The organism is Pedobacter ghigonis (assembly GCF_903166585.1).
GTDB lineage: Bacteria > Bacteroidota > Bacteroidia > Sphingobacteriales > Sphingobacteriaceae > Pedobacter > Pedobacter ghigonis.
Map to the genome: position 1 here is coordinate 51,359 of NZ_CAESCM010000019.1, position 20,676 is coordinate 72,034.

Here is a 20,676-nt window from a genome sequence, read left to right on the forward strand (position 1 = left end):
AGGAAAACCTTGAACCCTCTACCTTTCTACCCTAAGCCTTAAGGTACGATCTCTTCCAAATAACTTTCAATCGGCGGACAAGCGCAGATTAACGATCTATCGCCATGGCTATCGTTAACACGACCAACCGAAGGCCAGAACTTGCGCTCTAACACATATGGAAGTGGGAATGCAGCAGTTTGACGGCTGTAAGCATGCTCCCATTCGTTTGCAGTAATTACTGAAACTGTGTGCGGCGCATTTTTAAGCGGGTTATCTGTTTTATCTAAAGTACCGTTTTCTACCTGGGTAATTTCGTTTTTAATCGCAATTAAGGCATCACAGAAACGGTCTAACTCATGTTTAGGCTCCGATTCTGTTGGCTCAACCATTAAAGTACCCGCAACCGGGAATGAAACTGTTGGTGCATGGAAACCATAATCCATTAAACGTTTAGCGATATCGGTTACTTCGATTCCGAAAGCTTTGAAAGAACGGCAATCTAAAATCATCTCGTGTGCACAACGGCCCTGAGCACCTGAATAAAGTACCGGGTAGTGCTGCTCTAAACGCGCTTTCATATAATTGGCGTTTAAAATGGCATACTTAGTGGCGTTGGTTAAACCTTCAGCACCCATCATGGCAATATAAGCATGAGAAATGATCAGGATTGAAGCTGAACCCCAAGGTGCAGAAGAAACTGCAGAAATTGATTTTCCTTTATCAATATCAACCACAGCGTGACCAGGAAGATAAGGAACAAGGTGTTTTGCCACACCGATTGGACCCATACCCGGACCACCACCACCGTGAGGGATACAGAATGTTTTGTGTAAGTTTAAGTGGCAAACGTCGGCACCAATATTAGCAGGGCTGGTTAAACCAACCTGTGCGTTCATGTTTGCGCCATCCATATAAACCTGTCCGCCGTTAGCATGGATAGTTTCGCAGATTTCGATAATACTTTCTTCAAATACACCGTGTGTAGATGGATAAGTTACCATCAAACAAGAAAGGTTGTCTTTATGTAATTCCGCTTTTGCTTTTAAATCTTCAACGTCGATGTTACCGTTCTCTAAAGATTTAACAACCACAATTTTCATATCGGCCATTGCCGCAGAAGCCGGGTTGGTACCGTGTGCCGAAGCAGGGATTAACGCCACATTACGGTGGAAATCGCCTCTATCGTGGTGATAAGCACGGATAACCATTAAACCTGCATATTCTCCTTGTGCACCCGCATTAGGCTGTAAGCTCATTGCAGCAAAACCAGTAATTTCGCTTAACCATTTATCCAGTTCGTTAAAAACAGAATAGTAACCCAATACCTGATCAGCTGGAGCGAAAGGGTGAATGCGACTAAAGTGTGACCAGGTAACCGGAATCATTTCGGCTGTTGCATTTAATTTCATGGTACAGCTACCCAAAGCAATCATCGAGTGGCAAAGCGATAAATCTTTTGCCTCTAACGATTTAATGTAACGCAACATTTCGTGTTCTGAATGGTGCGAATTAAAAATCGGGTGCGTTAAATAAGCCGAAGTACGTTGTAAAGCTTCAGGAACTACAGTTTCTACGTTTTCAATAACCTCTACCTGATCGCCTGCAAAGCCTTTTGCCCTTGCAAAGATTTTAGAAATTAATGTAATATCTTCGAAAGTTGTGGTTTCATCAATTGAAATGGTAACGGTATTACCAACATAGTTCAGGTTGATTTCGTTATCCAGGCAGTAAGCGTGGATGCCACCTTTTAAATCACCTAAATTGAAACGGATGGTATCGAAATAAGCTGAATTTAATTGCTCGTAACCTAAATTCTTCAAAGTAGTGGCTAAGCTGATGGCTAAACCATGTGTACGCTCAGCAATAGCTTTTAAGCCTTTCGGACCGTGATATGCTGCATAGAAACCGGCCATAATTGCCAATAAAGCCTGTGCAGTACAAATATTCGAAGTTGCTTTATCTCTACGAATGTGCTGCTCGCGGGTTTGCAAAGCCATACGTAAAGCGTAATCGCCATGGCTATCGATGGTTACACCGATGATACGACCAGGGATTGAACGTTTATATTCCTCTTTAGTAGCAAAAAATGCAGCATGCGGTCCACCAAAACCCATCGGAATACCGAAACGTTGTGTAGTACCTACCACAATATCTGCACCCCACTCACCCGGAGGCGTTAATAAGGTTAAACTTAAAATATCGGCAGCAACCGTTAATTTAATGTTTAAGTTGTGCAACTCAGCAGCAAAGTTTTTGTAATCGAAAACCTCGCCGTTGCCAGCAGGATATTGAACAATAGCACCAAAGAAATCTTCGGTAGCTACAAAATCTAAATGACTGCCAATTACCAGCTCAATGCCATAAGGATTAGCACGGGTTTTTAAAATATCGATGGTTTGGGCAAAAAGCAATTCAGAAACAAAAAATTTCTTAGCTGCCTGATTTTTACGCGTACTGTATTGCATAAACATGGCCTCAGCTGCTGCTGTACCTTCATCCAGCAATGAAGCATTGGCAATTTCCATTCCGGTTAAATCGATAACCATGGTTTGGAAGTTTAACAAAGCCTGTAAACGGCCCTGTGCAATCTCTGCCTGATATGGCGTATATTGAGTGTACCATCCTGGGTTTTCGAATACGTTACGTAAAATTACACCCGGCGTAATGGTATCATAATAACCTTGACCGATAAAGCTTTTGAAAACTTTATTCAACAATGAAGTTTGTTTTAAAGCACCAAGATATTCAGTTTCTGATTTTGCTGCAGGCAAGTTTAACGGTTGTTTTAACCTAATTGCCGTCGGAACGGTTTGTTCAATCAGCTCATCAATAGAATTTACGCCAACAGTGTGCAACATTTCGGCTGTATCAGCCTCATTAGGAGCAATATGGCGATTTTGAAAATCTTCCTTGTAGTGGATATTTAAGCTCATGCGGTATGAATAATAAATTTGCGTGCAAAGGTAGCAAAAACGCAGCTTTATTTCGCTATATATCAGTGTAAAAAAGGCGTTTTATTCAAGTTTAAAAGCTACAAATCTGGTAGTTTTTATGAGCAAAAAGAAAGACAAACGTTTGTTCTTTTAAAGCAAATATGATAATAGTTTGGAAAGCACTGGCTGTGCTAAAATTTAAATTCGTTCCCGTTATCCGCTACAATCTTTTACTTAAACATTATAGGTTCTAATTTTCAACAGCGCTATTTAAACCTATAAGGTTTGTAAAAGGATTTCCGCTGCTACCGGTTTAAAAAACAACGGAAGTACAAAATACCGGATTCTAATAGCTTTAGTCTTTAAGCTTTGGTCTTTTCCTTTACTTCTGCACCTTCCATCCCTCATCCTTACTCAGCTTCAGCTTATAAGTTTTGGTAATAAAGTTGCTGTTCTTATTCGCATCTTTATCGAAAGGCTCAAAATCGGTTGTTACCATTTTTAAAGATACAGTTACCTTTGCCGTGCTCGAATTTACCTGCGAGAAATCAACCGGTTTCTCATCAGCCAATACATACTCTACCACTTTAACGGTAGCCTTATCTCCATCCTGTTTTAATACCCACGGACTTGCCTTTTCGGTTAACGTAATCTGGTAAACAAAACTGCTATCTTTTGAAAGGAATTTCTTTTTGGCTTCTTTTAAATTAAGTGTTACCAGGCCTTTGCTGGCTAAGGATTTGTATTTACCCAACTCAAACATATCGTTGGTACTGTTGAATTTGATTTCGCCAAAGTTAAACCTGGTGGTTTTATATTCAGGATTGGCTTTAAGGTAATCGATAATTACTTCGCCCGCTTCTTCCTGGTTGATAGTAGTTTTGGTTTTGCACGCTGTGAAACCAATAACAATGAATGATAAAATATAAATGATCAGTTTTTTCATGTGTAAATGCGTTAAAGCTTTTTAAAGGTATTTATTTTTAGTTTAACCACAAAGACGATTGGCCGTTAAAGTTACAATGGCCACGAATTCACGGAAAGCACAGATTGTTATTGAATATCACGCTGCGTGCGCTGTGCCTTTTTCTCTGTGCGCTCGGCGGTTGAAAATGAAGAGATTCTGGCACGCGCCAGAATGACGACTTAATTGGCTTCTCGTACCTTGCGGTTAAATTAAGTTTATTTCCGCTTTAAATATTTCAGATTAGGCAAAATCATTGCCGACAGGATTACGACCACCCCAACCCACCTTAAAAACGAAACCTGTTCCTGCAGCACAAAACCAGCCATCATTACAGCTACCGGCAATTCGGCAGCACTCAATATAGAGCTTAATGCCGTACCGATTTTCGGAACACCTTCGGCAAAACACAAGGGCGGAATTACCGTTCCAAAAACAGAAATAATCAATCCCCATTTAAGCAAGCTCCCTCCTAACGCCCCGTTAAATAAAAAAACCGGTGGAAAAAGAATAAAAATGAGGATGCAAGCACCCGTAATCATTAAAGCGCTTTTCTTTAATACCGGGTATTCGTTACCAATCCTGCCACTCAGCAATAAGAAACCTGCATAAGAAAGCGCAGCCAATAAGCCGAAACTAATTCCTTTTAAGCTCATATCGCTCACACGGGTTTCGACCATACCACTGGCCAATACCGTACCGCCCAAAACCAAGGCTATAGCCAGTAGTTGCAAACCGGTAGGTTTCTTCTTAAAAAACGCGAGTTCCATTAAAATACTCATCCAGATAAACTGCATCAGCAACACAATGGCAACCGAATTGGGCACGAGCTTTACCGACTGATAATAAAAAATACTTACGAGCCCGGTGCATGTGCCGGCCAGAACCATTTTCCACCAGGGAGTAATCAGGGTTATTTCTTTAGCTTTATAATTTGATGTTCTCCGTTGAAAAAAAAACAATACCCATAAAATTACGGCACCTAAAAAAGCCTGCGCACCAGTTACGTCGCCAAGGGTATAACCTTCGTGGTAAGCCAGTTTAACAAATGTGGATAGTATGCCAAAGCTACAGGCACCAAAAAAAACAAGGAGAATTCCTTTAAGCATAATGTATTTTTTAACCACAGAGAAATAAGAGTTTTCACAGAATACACAGAGGCTCTGTTTCTCTGTGTATTCCTTTGTGCACTCTGTGGTTAATTAAGCAAGTTGCTGCAAATAGCGTTGTATGGTAGTTTCCAATCCTAAATAAAGCGCGTCGCTAATTAAGGCATGACCAATAGAAACCTCCAGCAAGCCTGGAATGCTTTGTGCGAAATAATGCAGGTTATGTAAATCAAGATCGTGCCCGGCGTTAATACCCAAACCCAATTTATTAGCGTGATGTGCAGCTGCAATATAGTTAATAACCGCCTTTTCGCGATCGGCAAAATAGTTGTGTGCATAAGCTTCGGTATACAGTTCAATGCGGTCTGTTCCGGTTTCTACTGCACCTTCAACCATTTCTACAACAGGATCTACAAAAATAGAAACCCTTATACCTGCATTTTGGAATACAGCTACCATCTCTTTGAGGTAATCTTTATTTTTAATGGTATCCCAACCGTGGTTAGAAGTAATCTGTCCTTCGGCATCGGGTACTAAAGTAACCTGCGCAGGTTTATTGGCTAAAACCAGATCTACAAATTTATCTTCCCTGCAATTTCCTTCAATATTAAATTCGGTTGCAATAGCAGCTTTCAAATCGTAAACATCCTGGTAGCGGATATGTCTTTCATCAGGTCGCGGGTGAACTGTAATTCCCTGCGCTCCGAAACGCTCGCAGTCTAATGCAACCTTAACCAGATCAGGATTATTACCGCCACGGCTGTTGCGTAGTGTGGCAATTTTATTGATGTTAACCGATAACTTTGTCATGAAGCAAAGATAGGGCTTTGCCTTTGTTAATCTTAAACCTTGAAAAAATTTGACTTTTTTTTGCTCATATTTGCTTCTCGTAAATGAATATAAAGGATACAACATTATATAAGCTCCTGATTGCACTAATTGTACTGGTGAGCACTTTTGCCCTGTTCGGCGGTATAATGGAACCCGATTCAGCACTTTACGCTTCTATTGCCAAAAACATGGTACTTAGAAACGACTGGATTAACATTTATGTGCGTGGGTTAGATTGGCTCGATAAACCGCATTTAACCTTCTGGCTGGCTGCAGCCTCATTTAAAATCTTTGGTATTAATGCCTTTGCCTATAAACTTCCATCTTTTCTGGCAGGCCTGCTGGGCGCATGGTATCTGTACAAACTGGCTAAAAGCATTTATAGCGAAAAAACCGGATTAATCAGTGCGCTGATTTTACTTAGTTCGCTACATATACTCATTTCAACCTTCGATGTACGCGCCGAGGTTTACATCACCACCTTTACCCTGGCGGCCATTTATCACTACTATAAAGCGCATCAAAGTTCTTTCTGGCATATTGTGTTGGGCTCATTCTTCGCAGCCTGTGCCATTATGATTAAAGGCATATTTGTTTTGATTCCGGTTTTTGGCGGCTTTATTATTTATTGGCTCCTAACCAAACAGTTTAAACAACTACTAAAATTAAAATGGTGGCTGGCCATTGTACTGATTTTCATCTTTATTATTCCTGAGCTTTACACCCTATACGTTCAGTTTGATTTACATCCCGAGAAACTGGTGTTTGGAAAAACCGGTATATCGGGCTTAAAGTTTTTCTTTTGGGATAGTCAGTTCGGGCGCTTTTTTAACAATGGCCCCATTAAAGGCAAAGGCGATATTTCTTTCTTTTTGCATACCACAATTTGGGCATTTCTACCCTGGTCGATATTATTCTACAGTGCCGTTGTTGGTCTGTTTAAAAAGAAAAATCGTAGCAACTTACCGGCAGAAAGTATCATGATCTGGACGAGTGCCGCAATCACTTTCCTGCTTTTCTCTTTATCGAAATTTCAGCTGCCACACTACATTTTAATTATTTTGCCACAATTTGCCATCATTACAGCTTTATACCTTCAAAAACTGGAAAGCAAAAGCTTGAAAGTTTTTTTTACCATTCAAAATGTTTTGGCTGTGCTGATTACTTTAATCCTTAGCTTCGTGGCGGTTGCCTTTGGCTTTAAAAACAATTACCTGGCTATTGCCATCTTAGTCGTGCTACTTATTGCCTCGTTCATGGTATTTAAAGGGATTAAAACCGAAACCATTTTGGCCAGAAGTACCTTTATTTCAGCAAGCCTGATGTTGTTTCTTTCTATATTTTTCTATCCATCGGTGTTGAAATACGAGTCGGGCATGGAAGCCGGCAACTGGTTAAAAGAAAATCATCCGAAGGCGAAAGCCTCAGTTTTAATGTACCCGGATGCTTATTCTTTTGATTTTTATGCACCAGGAGAACCGAAATACTTTTGGAACTACGAAGAGCTGGATAAATTTAGAGGCGATGAAAATCTGGTGATTTACGCTCCTGAATCGGAACTGCCTAAATTGAAAAAAGATTATGGCGCAACAGTACTAAAATCGTTCGAATACTATCACATTACCAAGCTTACTCCAAAATTTATCAATGCCAAAACGCGCCCTCAGTTATTAGAACATTTTTACCTGGTTAAATTGCATTAAAATGGATTTATTCTTCCGCATTATAAAATTTGGGTTAACCGGACTACTCGGAATGGCGATCGATTTCGGTGCTACATGGCTTTTCAAGGAAAAAATAAAGGTAAACAAGTACGTGGCTAACGCCATTGGTTTTACCCTGGCAGTAACCAATAACTACCTCATTAACCGCGTGTGGACATTCGAAAGCACCAATACCCACTGGGGAACCGAATTCAGTAAATTTTTAGTGGTGAGTTTAATTGGCTTAGGCCTCAATACCATTATCATTTATCTTTTCCACCAACGCAAAAACGGCACTAACTTTTATGTAGCCAAGTTTTTCGCCATTGTAATTGTTTTTATATGGAATTTTCTGGCTAATATGCTGTTTACGTTTAGATAACGTCTGAATATTTCACCATTAAGAGATTAAGGTCATTAAGAAAGTGTACAACAGACCAAATTTCACTTAACTGTCTTAACTTCTTAATGATAGAATTAATAAAGCTTTTGATGTATTGAAGAGATCCTGAAACAAGTTCAGGATGATGACCTGGTATGCAACCCGCACAGCCCAATGAACCAATGGCTAATGAACCTCAGGTTACATTTTTACCGATAAAGTAAAACACAACAAGCCAGATCAATCCTTTAATCAGAAAGAACAGGAAGCCAACCAGGCCTACCCTTTTGAACCATAATTTTACTTTTTCTTTGTTCATTACTGTTGTGGTAAAGATAACAGATTTGAGCTAAATTAGAAAGATTTTAAATAAGGTTTTAATGATTACAGCAAAAGCCCGTGTAGTTTTACATTCTAACGAAAATTGATTAGTTTCAAATCAGATTTAACCTCGCCCTTATGAAAAAAATTATCCTCTTCTTACTGGTATTAACTGCTGGTAAGCTCTTCGCCCACGAACAAAAATCAGTTAAACAGACGAAAATACTTTCCCAAATAGTTCTTACGCCTATTGATACGGCTAAGAAAATGGGCAGTCAGGATTGGAAAAAGGTAGAAAACGAGCTCAAAAAATCATTGCCCAAAAGCCTGGTTAAAACCATGATGAAACAGTTAAAATCGGCAGAAGCGATGAGCAAATCAGGCAATACAACCGATCAGCGTGGTATAGCCAACCTAATTGCCAAAGGTATGGCCGATCATGCCGACGAACTGGATTACGAATTGGAAAAAAAGGAAATTATCGACGATTTTAAAAATGGCGATTACGACTCTGCTGCCGAAAAAAGACAAGCCAGAAAAGAAATGAAAGCAGATTTAAAGGAGCTTAAAAAAGACTACAAAGAAAGTTTAAAAGAAAAAAAGAAAGAGAAAAAGATAGCTAATACCCAATTTATTTAAGCCTCTTTTAATCATGCTAAAATTTAAAGCGCTTTTTCTATTCTTACTGTTGGGCACCTGTGTTTATGCCCAAAAATTTGAATCGGTAAGCAAGTACAAGGTAAATTATGCTTTGGCAAAAGGTGCAACCAACCAATGGCTTGCTACCAGGAGCTTCACTGCTGAAGGCTTAAAGTATCTGTTATTGGTTAATCCACAAACATTAGATACCAAGGTTGATTTAGCCATTAACTACACCACCAGCAGCCTGAAATGGCCAAATGTATTAGCTATTTTCAAAAATACAGCCTATGTAAAAGCGTTAGAAGCCGCCGCCGCTAAAGATATCCAACTGCAAAATGCAGGTATCGACCATGCTTTCCCAAATGAGAAAGGTATTACTTTAACTATCGACCTCTGTCCTTCGCACAAGGCCTTAGACCGCATTATTTTTCAGTCGGTTTTTGATGAATTTAAAAAAATTGAGCAACCCGCCCCGCTTGCCATTTCGGTTTCTGGAAAATGGATGTTAAAACATGAAGATGATTTAAACTGGCTAAAAAGCCTCGAAGCGCAAAAAGAGCTGAACATTACCTGGGTTAACCATTCTTATAACCACGAGGTAAACAAATTGCCCCTCGCCGAAAATTTTTTGCTTGCCGCAGGAACAAACCTCGATGTAGAAGTTTTGGAAAACGAGAAACTGATGCTCAAAAACGGCTTAACGCCATCGGTATTTTTTCGTTTCCCGGGTTTGGTTTCAGATAAGACAATCGTTGATCAAATTGAAGCTTATGGTTTAATACCCATTGGAAGTGATGCCTGGTTAGCCAAAGGGCAGCAAGCCAATGCCGGAAGTATTGTATTGATCCACGGCAACGGAAACGAAGAAATCGGCGTGAAAGATTTTATAGAACTGCTTAAAAACAGACAGGCCGATGTAAACCGCAAGCAATGGCTGCTATTTGATTTAAGACAGGGATTGGAAAAGGAGTTTGAATAATCGTATTCTAACCGCAGAGAACGCTAAGAAATACGCAAAGCTCACAGAGACTGAAACATAAAGCGTACAGATTATTTGTAAACCATACTTCGCGCCACTTTGCGAAAAACTTTGCGTGCTTTGCGGTAAAAGCTACTTCTTAACCGGCAATAACTTTATTTCTTTTGCCTTAAAGCGGTTATTCACAATTTCGCCGGTTACTTCTGCTTTGCTTACCGCATTGCAAAAACCATGTTCGCCGTGCGCATCACCAAAATCGTCGATGTTTTTACCATCTACAAAATAGGGCTTGCCATCTATTTTCACGGCGAGCTCGCAATCCTTACCTTTCATTTTGAACTGGCATTCGCCACAGGCAATATCTACAGTTTGTTTGGTGATAACTTTTGCAGCATCTGCTTTTTGGGGAGTGGTTTGGGCATTTACTGAAATAGCAAATACACTTAAACACAAGGCTATGATTAAATTTTTCATGACTTATTTTTTATCAAATGTAGGATTTTAACAGGCAAAGAAATGCTGTTTGGTGTAATAAAACTGCCGAGCAAGAAGATTCCCTGAAGAGAATGAAAATACCTAAAACAAGTAAACACACCCCGTCCTTCGGACACCCCTCTAAGTAGAGGGGAACAAAAAAAGGGATATGCAATGTGCACATCCCTTAAGTATGATTAGTTTCAAGTTAACTGATAACTCAAAACTGTAAACTGATTAGTAACGATATTCGTCTGATTTAAACGGACCTTCAACAGGCACACCGATATAATCAGCCTGGTGTTGATCTAATACATCTAACTCTACACCAATTTTTTCTAAGTGTAAACGGGCAACTTTCTCATCTAAATACTTAGGCAAAACATACACTTTGTTTTCGTATTTATCTGTGTTAGTCCAAAGCTCTAACTGTGCTAAAGTTTGGTTGGTAAACGAGTTACTCATTACAAAACTTGGGTGACCAGTTGCACAACCTAAGTTAACTAAACGGCCTTCAGCCAATAGAATGATATCTTTACCTTCGATAGTATATTTATCTACCTGAGGTTTAATTTCTACTTTAGTTGAACCATAGTTGCTGTTTAACCAGGCAACATCGATTTCGTTATCGAAGTGACCGATGTTACAAACAATAGCTTTATCTTTCATGGTTAAGAAATGCTCGCCACGAACGATATCACGGTTACCTGTAGTAGTTACAATAATATCTGCTTCTTTAACAGCTGTAGCGAATTTTTTAACTTCGTAACCTTCCATTGCAGCTTGTAAAGCACAAATTGGATCGATTTCCGTAACGATTACACGTACACCTTGTGAGCTTAATGATTCTGCTGAACCTTTACCCACATCGCCATAACCGCAAACTACAGCTACTTTACCAGCCATCATTACATCAGTTGCGCGACGGATTGCATCAACCAATGATTCGCGGCAACCGTATTTGTTATCGAACTTAGATTTAGTTACAGAATCGTTAACGTTAATTGCAGGTAAATGCAAAGTTCCGTTTTTCATTCTTTCGTACAAGCGGTGAACACCGGTAGTGGTTTCTTCCGATAAACCTTTGATCGCTGCAATCAGCTCAGGATATTTATCAAAAACCATGTTGGTTAAATCGCCACCATCATCCAAAATCATGTTTAATGGTTGTTGCTCCGGACCGAAGTGTAAAGTTTGTTCAATACACCAGTCAAATTCCTGCTCGTTTAAACCTTTCCACGCATAAACCTGGATACCAGCAGCAGCGATTGCCGCAGCAGCATGATCTTGTGTAGAAAAAATATTGCATGATGACCAGGTAACTTCAGCACCTAAAGCCACTAATGTTTCGATTAATACAGCCGTTTGGATGGTCATGTGCAGACAACCTGCAATACGCGCACCTTTTAACGGTTGTGTTGGACCGAATTCTTTACGTAAACTCATTAAACCTGGCATTTCTGCTTCGGCTAATTCGATTTCTTTACGGCCCCATTCTGCCAGTGAAATGTCCTTAACTTTGTAAGGGATGTAAGTTGTCTCTACTGATGACATAATTTTCTTTTTAATTAATTGATAATCAATTTTTTAACCGGAAATCAAAATATAAAGCAAACCATTGGCAAACCTATTCTGATTAACAGCGTACAAAAGTACGTAATTTTGATGTGAATACTAAACCCTTATCACTTTACAACTTGTAGTTAACCTAATTATACAGAACGATTACTTTTCTTCAAATAAATCCGATGCTGGTTTTAAAAATCGCCACCTATTGCTAACTTACCAGCCAAAACAATTTGCTTTGCTTTATGAATGAAATTAAATGGGGGATTATTGGCTGTGGTGATGTAACCGAGGTTAAAAGTGGACCGGCGTTTAACAAAGTGCCCAACTCATCATTAGTGGCCGTAATGCGTAGGGATGCAGTTAAAGCTGCAGATTATGCCCGGCGCCATGATGTACCGAAATGGTATAGCGATGCTACTGAGCTGATTAACGACCCTGAAGTAAATGCCATTTATATTGCTACCCCGCCCCTGCAGCACGAGGCTTACACCATCGAAGCACTTGCCGCGGGCAAACCGGTATATGTAGAAAAACCCATGGCCTTAAATGCTGCCGCTGCGCAACGCATGGTAAATGCAGCAAATAATTATGGTGTGAAACTCAGTGTAGCGCATTACCGTCGCGAGCAGCCCTTGTTTTTGAAAGTAAAATCATTGATCGATAAACAAGTAATCGGCGATATCCGCTTTGTTGATTTGCGCATGCTGCAGCCGCAAAAAAGCCAAGTAATTGCCAAAACAGCTTACAACTGGCGCATGGATCCGAATATTGGTGGCGGTGGTCTTTTTCACGACCTCGCACCACATCAGCTCGATTTGATGCTCTACTTTTTTGGAGAAATTAATACTTCTAGCGGAATTGCGCTTAACCAATCGAAACAACAACCTGTTGATGATTTGGTAACCGGACGCATTTTATTCGAAAATGGTGTGGTATTTAACGGTACCTGGTGTTTTACCGTTGCCGAAGGCCAGCAAATGGATATTTGCGATATTTATGGCTCGAAAGGAAAAATCAGCTTCCCGATGTTTGGCCACCAGGTTAAACTTACCCGTAATGGTGTAGAAGAACAGTTTGATTTTTTACCACTTGCCCATGTAGAGCAACCGATGATAGAAAAGGTTGTGGCTTATTTCCTGGATAAAAGCAAAAATCCCTGCAGTGGAGAAGAGGCACTAAAAACGATGGAATTATTGGATGGCTTCACCGCAAATTTTTAAAAATAAAAGACTAGTAACCAATATATTAAATAAAAAACAAACCGTTTTATAAAATAATTTAAAAAAATTAAAACAAAATTTTAGCCCGTTTGTCTATTATTTAGTTTGTTTGGTTTAAGCTTTATACGATGGATGTTGTATACTGCAAAATAATTTCAGCCTCATAGTAATATGGGGCTTTCTCATTTTAAAAGGGCTGCACAAATCGGCAACAAAAATTTCTTTGGACCGATATAAATACCAGTCGCAAAGAAATTTATTTAAATGTATTTATCTTCTTTCGTTAAAGACCTGAAATTCGGCAATTGATGCAGTTTCTTTTGAGTGTTCGATACGGATGCGCACCTTACTGGTCCAAACACGGTCGAAACGATGGATTTTGATCCGGTCAGCATTTTTGCCATCTGTAATTTTTTTCCACTCCACACCATTCCAATATTCGAGCACATACTCATCAATGTTGGCTTTTTGTTCGGCAATAACAATCATATTTACAGCCTGCTCATTTTTAAGGTCGATTTCGAACCAGGGTTTGGCAACCGAGCTGTTCGAGGTCCACGAAGAACGATAACTGTCATCATTGGCAAAATCCATAATATTCATATCATCGCTCCAGGTCGCGTTTGCCGCCTGGTTGATGGCGATATTGCTCGAAATAATGGGTAAATCGAGTGGTGGCAATGTAGCAGTGGCACCTTCATTCTTCCACAATTTACCTACTTCTTTCAGCGATTCAATTGCATTATTATCAATTAATCCATCGCGGTTTGGCGCAACATTGAGAATAAAGTTACAGCTGGCTTCGTTTAAAGGTTTAATCAGCCTTTCTACAATTTCGTTAGGCTTACGTACCGGTACTGTAGGAAAGTCGGTTTTCCAAAACCACGAGGTATTAATTGGCAAACAAGCCAAAGCAGGCATTACTTTGTTTTCTTTATGCATGCGCTGGCCGGCACCCATTTCGTAAGTTTTAATATCAGTGTAGTACAAACCTTCTGCAGGGTATTTGGCACCATTCAAATCCATCACCAGACAATCGGGCTGCAAGGTTTTAATCAAGGTATAAATATCTTCAAAAGGGACATCATCATAAGAAATCCGCGACCAGGGCGCATCCCAACCGTCGATAATTAAAGCCTCAATTTTACCATATTTGGTCAACAATTCGGTAATCTGCTGCTTAATCATGTCGATATGCTTTGGTGTAATCTGATTTGGTCTCAACTTATGGTGCGTATCAAGAATAGAGTAATATAGCATTACTTTCAGGCCATTGGCACGAAAAGCATCGGCAAACTGCTTTACTACATCTTTGCCATAAGGACTATTCATTACATTGTAATCGGTGCTTTTGGTATCCCAGATACAGAAACCGCTGTGGTGCTTGGTCGTTAAACAACCATAGCTCATATTGGCCGATTTAGCTGCTTTAGCCCATTGGTTGGCATCGAGTTTTTTAGGATTAAATAATTTTGGTGAGGCATCAGGATCGGGCCAGTCGGCATTGGCATAAGTGGGAATGTTATAGTGGATAAACATACCAAAACGCAGATCGACAAATTTCTGCTGAAGCTGGTTAAGCTGTTTTGCGGCTTCAGCATTTTTAAATTGTGCTTTCACCAGCGGCGAAATCAAGATTAATAAGGCAACTAAAACGTTTTTCTGAATGGATACAAGTTTCATTTTCGGATAAGGTAATTTATAAATAGTTAAGTTGTAAGTTTTGGTTTTAAAGGTATTGGATAGATTTAGTCAAAAACATCCAGGGCGAATTTCAACCGGCAGGTTGATTTAAACTTTTGAGGAATTTTCAGTCAGATGAACTGCCGCGGGCAAATCTGACTGAAAAACAGCGCAATTGGTTTACAGCATTAATCCTCGTGTTTCTTATTCCAAATGTCTTTATACAATTCTTCGTGTCTTCTGAATTGTAAATGCACATAGGGGCACAATGGAATTACCATCAAATGATTTTCCCTCACGTAGCTCACCATTGCATCCAGCAATAACTTGGCATAGCCCTTGCCTTCTCTGTCTGGTTCAACCTCAGTATGGTAAACCGTGAGGTCGTTGCCCTGAATATCAAATACCATTTCTCCTGCTTTGCCATTTTCGTCGAAAATATCGAATGAGCTTGGTCCATCTTCCTGAAGGTTTAATTTTACTTCTGCCATGATTTCTTAATTGATTTTGGGTAATTTTTAAAATATCAATGCTAAAATATTGCACATATCAGAGTGTTTTGCACAAATTTTATTGATAGCCGAAAGATAAGCAATAGAAATGAGCTCTATTCATTTTTTTGCTCCATTATGTACAAACTAAACTTCGGTAAAGGCTTAATAACACTTTACATCTTTGCTCAAATGGTAAGTGGATGTAAACCATAAATACATTTTTGCAAACAAAGTGGAAACATAAAAACAAAACTTTGATTTTCAAGCAATTATTGCTTAAATTCAGATAACCAAATCCTAGTGTTATGAAAACCGTAAAACACTTACTCGATACCAAACAGGTGCGCATTATCTCGGTGCCCGAAAATATTTCTGTTCTGGATGCCTTAAAGGTGATGACCGAAAAAAACATCAGCGCTGTACTGGTGATGGAAGACCAAAGGCTCCGTGGTATTTTTACTGAACGCGATTATGCCCGCAAGATTATTTTACAGGGTAAATCATCAAAAGATACGCTGATTAATGAAGCCATGACGGCTACGCCTATTACCATTACCTTAAACGACAGCATCGATTTTTGCATGGAACTGATGACCGATAAGCATATCCGCCATTTACCCATAGTTGTTGATGGCGAAGTTAAAGGCATGGTTTCAATCGGCGATGTGGTGAAGTTTATTATTGAGGATCAAAAACAAACCATTTCGCAATTAGAAAGCTATATTAGCGGGTAAAAACCCCGAATGAAACCGCTACTTTATCCTCTGGTTGCACTTATTTTAAACTATTTCTTGCTTAGCAGCTTTCCAATGGCTGGTGGCGGTGCTAGTCTTGGGGCTATATTAACCATTCCAATAATAGCCGCTGCTTCCCTCTCATTAGCGGGCATACACTACTTATTACAACGAAAAAAGAAAAAAACAAAATACTTTCAGATTTGTGGAGTTGTTACCATAACATTCTTAAGCTATTTTCTATTTATAGCAGATCCTGGTAATAAACCTTTGGATGTAATCGCTAGAATGGTCAAAACTGCCCTCGATTACAAAAAAATTAAATTATCAGATTATTTCCTGAAACAGATTCCAATCAATGAGGAAAGAATAATAGCAGCAAAAAAGAAATTTAAAACTCAGCTTCCGGATACCGCTTATACCATTAACGTGATAAACCCGACCAGCTACACCACAACCGAGAGCATTGGCATTTATTACCAAAATGGAATCCCACTTTCAACAGATGAGCATGTTAAAATACAACAGCTGAATAACAATGCAATCAGGTTGATCAGAATTAACAAACAAGACAGCCTAACCTTTATCCTTACACCTTTAGACACAAAAATTAACAGCAGTAGAATAAGTGGCTTTCCCGAAGAAAATTTTAAAGGGAAAGACGAAAAAAAATTAAGACTCGCAGATATTTCGCCAATAAATAAGCATAGCACTTTAGAAAAAGAGTATTTAGCTTACCGTATTTTTTGCTGGCTGCTTTAATGGTTAAAATATCTCTCGCTGGTCCTTAATTCCACCTCCACTCGCCTGCTATAGTTAAAGGCTCCTTTAAATTCTGCGATTCTAAAAATGTACGCAATTCTGCATCACCCTGAACGCCAACTGGTATTTTAGGGGTATTAGCTAAGGCATAGGTAAGCATGGCACTGTAGCGCACGGTATTTTTCAATTCCTGCTCATCAACCAGTTTAAACGAATCTCCATCAGAGTGGTAAAAAGGGCCTGAGTTATTAGGCAGTTTTCCCCCAAAGCCTCCGCCCGTAGGTATGCCCTCCAGCATAAACGGTTGGTGATCGCTATGTAAACCGGCTCCTGCATTAAACAGATTTTTAAAACCCGTATCTATTTTTACAATCTCTGCACCCCAGGCCGTAAATAAGTCTTTCATCTCCGCTCTCGAAGTCGAAAAGCCTTTAGGATCGTTGGTCATATCGTAGTTGAGCATAAATTTAACCTGGGCTAAAGTTCCGTTCTTTTTGGCCTGCTCTACATAAGCCTTTGAGCCCAATAAACCTTGCTCCTCCCCCATAAACAACACAAACTCTACAGTTCGTTTCGTTTTCAAATTCAGTTTTTTAAAGGTGCGTGCCATATCTATAATAGCAAAAGAACCTATTCCGTTATCGATGGCACCAGTAGCTAAATCCCAGCTATCTAAATGTCCGCCAACCACAATTTTATCTTTTGGCAATTCGGTTCCTTTAAAGGTGGCAATTACATTGCGCGCCTTAATTACACCCGAAAAATTTGTCATGGCGATATGGGCAACCTGTGCTTGTGTTTTCAGCTTTTCTTTTAAAGCCATACCATCTTCCAAACCAATACAAACCGCAGGGATGGCAATTAATTTGCCTGTAACCGAAGCCGTACCTGTTAAAAGCACGCCATCTTTTACCGTATTGATGATAATAACCCCAATGGCTCCGTATTTGGTGGCAATGGCTGTTTTCTCTGAGCGGTGCAGTGATTTCGTTCCAGCAGGCGAACCCGGTAAAACACCTAAATAAATCAGTGCAATCTTTCCTTTAAATTTAGCTGGATTAGCCTGATAATCGGCCTCCAGCCCATTTCCAGCATCAACAATATCGCCACTCACATTTGCGCTTACCGGCGAGTGTGCCAGTGTTACCGCTTTTATTTTAGTCAGGCTGTTTTTATCAGCACCTATTTCTACACTAATGGTCTTTCTGCTCCAGCTTTCAACTTCAAAAGGCTGAAACTTTACCTCGCAGCCATACGATTTCAGTAAATCGAAAGCATATTGCTCTGCCTTTGCCCCATTTGTCGAACCGGTTAAGCGGTGACCAATGGTTTCGGTTTCGTATTTTAAATTCTGGTAAGCTTTAGCATTTTGTTGCACATCGGCATTGATTTTCGAAAACACATCGCCAAATTGATCTTGTGCATTGGCTAATAATGCCGTACAGATGAGTGCAGCCGAGAAAAAGTATTTCATAATAAGTTGATAATTGGGTGAAAATACAAATTTGCACCACAGGATCGATGCTGTAACGGTTATTTTGCTTTATGTTTTCCAATAAAACTAACCATATAAGGCATATAAGGTCATTGAAGCTTATATGCCTTATATGGTTAAGAAGGAGAGTAACAGAAAATCTTAGCCAGTAAAACTAATTAAGGTTTCGCATGAACCTTTTTCTTCGGGAAAGCGAGCGATGCCACAATACTAATAACCAGTATCGCCAGGATTATAATCAGCGAGTGCTCAGTGGTAAAACCCCATTTCTCCAGATAAGTATGGCCAAGCATTTTCACACCGATAAAGGCCAGTAATACCGCTAAACCTGTTTTCAAATAATGGAATTTATGGATAATGTTCACCAATAAGAAAAACATAGACCGTAAGCCCATAATGGCGAAAATGTTCGAGAAAAATACAATGTACGGATCTTTGGTTACCGCAAAAATAGCCGGAATTGAATCGACAGCGAATAACAAATCGGTAAACTCAACAATCAACAACACCAGAAACAAAGGTGTTACCAGGGTTTTGTGATTAATTTTTACAAAGAATTTTTTACCCTCATATTTAGGGTGTATTGAAAATATTTTCGAAGCCCATTTAACTACAGGGTGGTTTTCAGGATCTATTTTGTCATCGTCATCGTTGCTGAAAAACATTTTTACACCTGTAAAAACCAGGAATGCACCAAAGAGGTATAGAATCCAGGCAAATTTGGCAATCAGTGCTGCACCAACAAAGATGAAGATGAAACGCATAATAATTGCCCCCAAAATACCCCAGAACAATACGCGGTGGTAATATTTCTCTTCAACCGCAAAGGCCGAGAAAATGAGTACAATTACAAAAATATTATCAACTGAAAGGGCATACTCTATCACATAACCAGTTAAAAACTCCAGTCCCAGGTTTTGCCTGTAAATGGCTAAGCTGCCATCAAAATCATCGGGGATTAGTTTAATATGGTGCTGATGTCTGATTACAATATCTTTCAGGTGGTTAAAATCCTTAATTCCATGCAGCTGATGGCCTTCTGTTAACAACAAAAAATAAAACCCTAAAGCCAGGGCAACCATAACCAAACTCATTATGCCAGCTTGTTTTAAGCTAACAACATGCTCTTTCCGGCTAAAAAGGCCTAAATCCAAAGCAAGTATCAGTACAATAAACAAAAGGAAACCTAAGCTGAAAAGTAGTTCGTTAGTCATTATTTTTTACGTTCTGTGGTATAAAGTACAAGCTGTTCTAAACCTGTTCTGGCTTCGCCGGCATCAAAGCCGTGCAAAATGGCAAAAGCCTCGTTCTGGTATTCGATCATTTTTTGGTTAGCATAATAAACCCCCTCATGGGCATTTACAAAATCAATAATTTGCTGAATTTTAACCGGATCATCCTGGTGGTTTTTAACAAGGTTAATCATTCGTTTACGCTCAGTTTTCTCGGCTTTGTTTAGCGCATAAATTAAAGGTAAGGTTACTTTTTTCTCTTTAATATCAATGCCCAGTGGTTTCCCCACATCATCGGTACCAAAATCGAAAGTATCGTCTTTAATCTGAAATGCGATCCCTACTTTTTCGCCAAACAGGCGCATTTTTTCAATTGTTTCATCGTCAGCCCCAGCCGATGCAGCACCCGCAGCACAACAAGAAGCAATTAAAGAGGCCGTTTTCTGGCGGATTACATCAAAGTATAAATCCTCCGAAATGTCCATCCGCCGTACCTTTTCTACCTGCAGCAACTCACCCTCGCTCATTTGTTTTACCGCTTCCGATACTATTTGTAACAAACGGTGCTCGTTATTGTTTACCGAAAGCAAAAGCCCTTTGGCCAGCAAATAATCGCCCACCAGAACGGCAATTTTATTTTTCCATAAAGCATTTATCGAGAAAAAGCCACGGCGCTCGTAGGCATTATCCACCACATCATCGTGCACCAGCGTTGCCGTATGTAAAAGTTCAACCAGGGCAGCCCCACGGTGTGTAGATTCTGTAATTCCACCGCACAGTTTAGCAGCAAAAAACACGAACATAGGCCGCATTTGTTTCCCTTTTTGCTTTACAATGTAATGGGTAATCCTATCCAGCAACGGTGCGTCGCTATGCATAGATTCTTTAAAGGTTTTTTCAAACGCTTTAATATCAGCAGCAATAGGTGTTTTTATCTGTTCGATTCCCGGCATTAAGTCGAAAAATTTTGATTGCAAACTTAAGCTAATTTCCCATAAAAAGATAATCTAATGCAAAGCATTGTACAGGTTTAGTAAAGCAATGCCAGCAATTATTTAGTACTTCAGCCCTGCTATTGCCCATAGTCCTCGCCCTCATGCTTCGGGCTGTGGGCTATTTGGCGCTATCAGGTTTAAAATCAATGGCAGGTACAGGTAAATGTCCCCT

19 protein-coding genes are annotated in these 20,676 nt (G+C 39.6%); 7 read left to right on the forward strand and 12 right to left on the reverse strand.

Annotated elements, in window-relative coordinates; translation table 11 throughout:
* Positions 1-38 precede the first annotated feature (38 nt).
* From gcvP to HWV58_RS21700, 4 genes are all read right to left on the reverse strand, one after another.
* Positions 39-2,915: an aminomethyl-transferring glycine dehydrogenase gene (gcvP, locus tag HWV58_RS21685; RefSeq protein WP_175636101.1), complete on the reverse strand. Its 2,877-nt coding sequence runs from the start codon at positions 2,913-2,915 to the stop codon at positions 39-41.
* A 382-nt stretch (positions 2,916-3,297) separates the two neighbouring features.
* Positions 3,298-3,861: a hypothetical protein gene (locus HWV58_RS21690; protein ID WP_175636102.1), complete on the reverse strand. Its 564-nt coding sequence runs from the start codon at positions 3,859-3,861 to the stop codon at positions 3,298-3,300.
* Positions 3,862-4,097: 236 nt separating this feature from the next.
* Positions 4,098-4,988, reverse strand: coding sequence for an EamA family transporter (locus HWV58_RS21695; RefSeq protein WP_175636103.1), 891 nt, complete (start codon positions 4,986-4,988; stop codon positions 4,098-4,100).
* A 93-nt stretch (positions 4,989-5,081) separates the two neighbouring features.
* Positions 5,082-5,798 (reverse strand): pyridoxine 5'-phosphate synthase, encoded by a 717-nt coding sequence (locus tag HWV58_RS21700; RefSeq protein WP_175636104.1) that lies wholly within the window; start codon positions 5,796-5,798, stop codon positions 5,082-5,084.
* 83 nt (positions 5,799-5,881) lie between these two features.
* Between HWV58_RS21700 and HWV58_RS21705 the strand changes: the two genes are divergently transcribed.
* A complete protein-coding gene (locus HWV58_RS21705) occupies positions 5,882-7,522 on the forward strand; it encodes an ArnT family glycosyltransferase (RefSeq protein WP_175636105.1) in 1,641 nt (546 codons plus the stop codon).
* Between the two features lies 1 nt (position 7,523).
* The gene (locus HWV58_RS21710; protein WP_175636106.1) at positions 7,524-7,904 is read left to right on the forward strand and encodes a GtrA family protein; all 381 of its coding nucleotides are present in this window, start codon (positions 7,524-7,526) and stop codon (positions 7,902-7,904) included.
* A gap of 196 nt (positions 7,905-8,100) precedes the next feature.
* Here HWV58_RS21710 and HWV58_RS24535 read toward each other — a convergent pair whose 3' ends face one another.
* A complete protein-coding gene (locus tag HWV58_RS24535; protein WP_262890336.1) occupies positions 8,101-8,223 on the reverse strand; it encodes a hypothetical protein in 123 nt (40 codons plus the stop codon).
* Positions 8,224-8,363: 140 nt separating this feature from the next.
* Between HWV58_RS24535 and HWV58_RS21715 the strand changes: the two genes are divergently transcribed.
* Complete coding sequence (locus HWV58_RS21715) at positions 8,364-8,864, forward strand: hypothetical protein (protein ID WP_175636107.1); 501 nt, start codon at positions 8,364-8,366, stop codon at positions 8,862-8,864.
* A 13-nt stretch (positions 8,865-8,877) separates the two neighbouring features.
* Entirely contained in the window at positions 8,878-9,846 is a 969-nt protein-coding gene (locus tag HWV58_RS21720; protein ID WP_175636108.1) for a polysaccharide deacetylase family protein, read from the forward strand.
* Between the two features lie 132 nt (positions 9,847-9,978).
* On the opposite strand, the gene HWV58_RS21725 is transcribed toward HWV58_RS21720, so the two are convergent.
* Positions 9,979-10,320, reverse strand: coding sequence for a DUF6370 family protein (locus tag HWV58_RS21725; protein WP_175636109.1), 342 nt, complete (start codon positions 10,318-10,320; stop codon positions 9,979-9,981).
* Between the two features lie 237 nt (positions 10,321-10,557).
* A complete protein-coding gene (gene ahcY / locus HWV58_RS21730; protein WP_175636110.1) occupies positions 10,558-11,874 on the reverse strand; it encodes an adenosylhomocysteinase in 1,317 nt (438 codons plus the stop codon).
* Between the two features lie 257 nt (positions 11,875-12,131).
* Between ahcY and HWV58_RS21735 the strand changes: the two genes are divergently transcribed.
* Positions 12,132-13,109, forward strand: coding sequence for a Gfo/Idh/MocA family protein (locus tag HWV58_RS21735; RefSeq protein ID WP_175636111.1), 978 nt, complete (start codon positions 12,132-12,134; stop codon positions 13,107-13,109).
* Between the two features lie 270 nt (positions 13,110-13,379).
* Here the strand turns inward: HWV58_RS21735 and HWV58_RS21740 are convergent, their stop codons facing one another.
* Positions 13,380-14,792: an alpha-L-fucosidase gene (locus HWV58_RS21740; RefSeq protein WP_175636112.1), complete on the reverse strand. Its 1,413-nt coding sequence runs from the start codon at positions 14,790-14,792 to the stop codon at positions 13,380-13,382.
* A gap of 188 nt (positions 14,793-14,980) precedes the next feature.
* Complete coding sequence (locus HWV58_RS21745; RefSeq protein WP_175636113.1) at positions 14,981-15,283, reverse strand: GNAT family N-acetyltransferase; 303 nt, start codon at positions 15,281-15,283, stop codon at positions 14,981-14,983.
* Between the two features lie 308 nt (positions 15,284-15,591).
* Between HWV58_RS21745 and HWV58_RS21750 the strand changes: the two genes are divergently transcribed.
* Together HWV58_RS21750 and HWV58_RS21755 are read left to right on the forward strand one after the other, a co-directional pair.
* A complete protein-coding gene (locus tag HWV58_RS21750; RefSeq protein WP_175636114.1) occupies positions 15,592-16,020 on the forward strand; it encodes a CBS domain-containing protein in 429 nt (142 codons plus the stop codon).
* A gap of 9 nt (positions 16,021-16,029) precedes the next feature.
* Positions 16,030-16,782, forward strand: coding sequence for a hypothetical protein (locus HWV58_RS21755; RefSeq protein ID WP_175636115.1), 753 nt, complete (start codon positions 16,030-16,032; stop codon positions 16,780-16,782).
* Between the two features lie 25 nt (positions 16,783-16,807).
* On the opposite strand, the gene HWV58_RS21760 is transcribed toward HWV58_RS21755, so the two are convergent.
* From HWV58_RS21760 to HWV58_RS21770, 3 genes are all read right to left on the reverse strand, one after another.
* Positions 16,808-18,256, reverse strand: a complete 1,449-nt coding sequence (locus HWV58_RS21760; protein WP_175636116.1) for a M28 family peptidase — start codon at positions 18,254-18,256, stop codon at positions 16,808-16,810.
* A 179-nt stretch (positions 18,257-18,435) separates the two neighbouring features.
* The gene (locus HWV58_RS21765; protein ID WP_175636117.1) at positions 18,436-19,491 is read right to left on the reverse strand and encodes a TerC/Alx family metal homeostasis membrane protein; all 1,056 of its coding nucleotides are present in this window, start codon (positions 19,489-19,491) and stop codon (positions 18,436-18,438) included.
* The gene (locus HWV58_RS21770) at positions 19,491-20,462 is read right to left on the reverse strand and encodes a polyprenyl synthetase family protein (RefSeq protein WP_175636118.1); all 972 of its coding nucleotides are present in this window, start codon (positions 20,460-20,462) and stop codon (positions 19,491-19,493) included. Before HWV58_RS21770 ends, HWV58_RS21765 begins: the two co-directional genes overlap by 1 nt.
* Between the last annotated feature and the right edge of the window lie 214 nt (positions 20,463-20,676).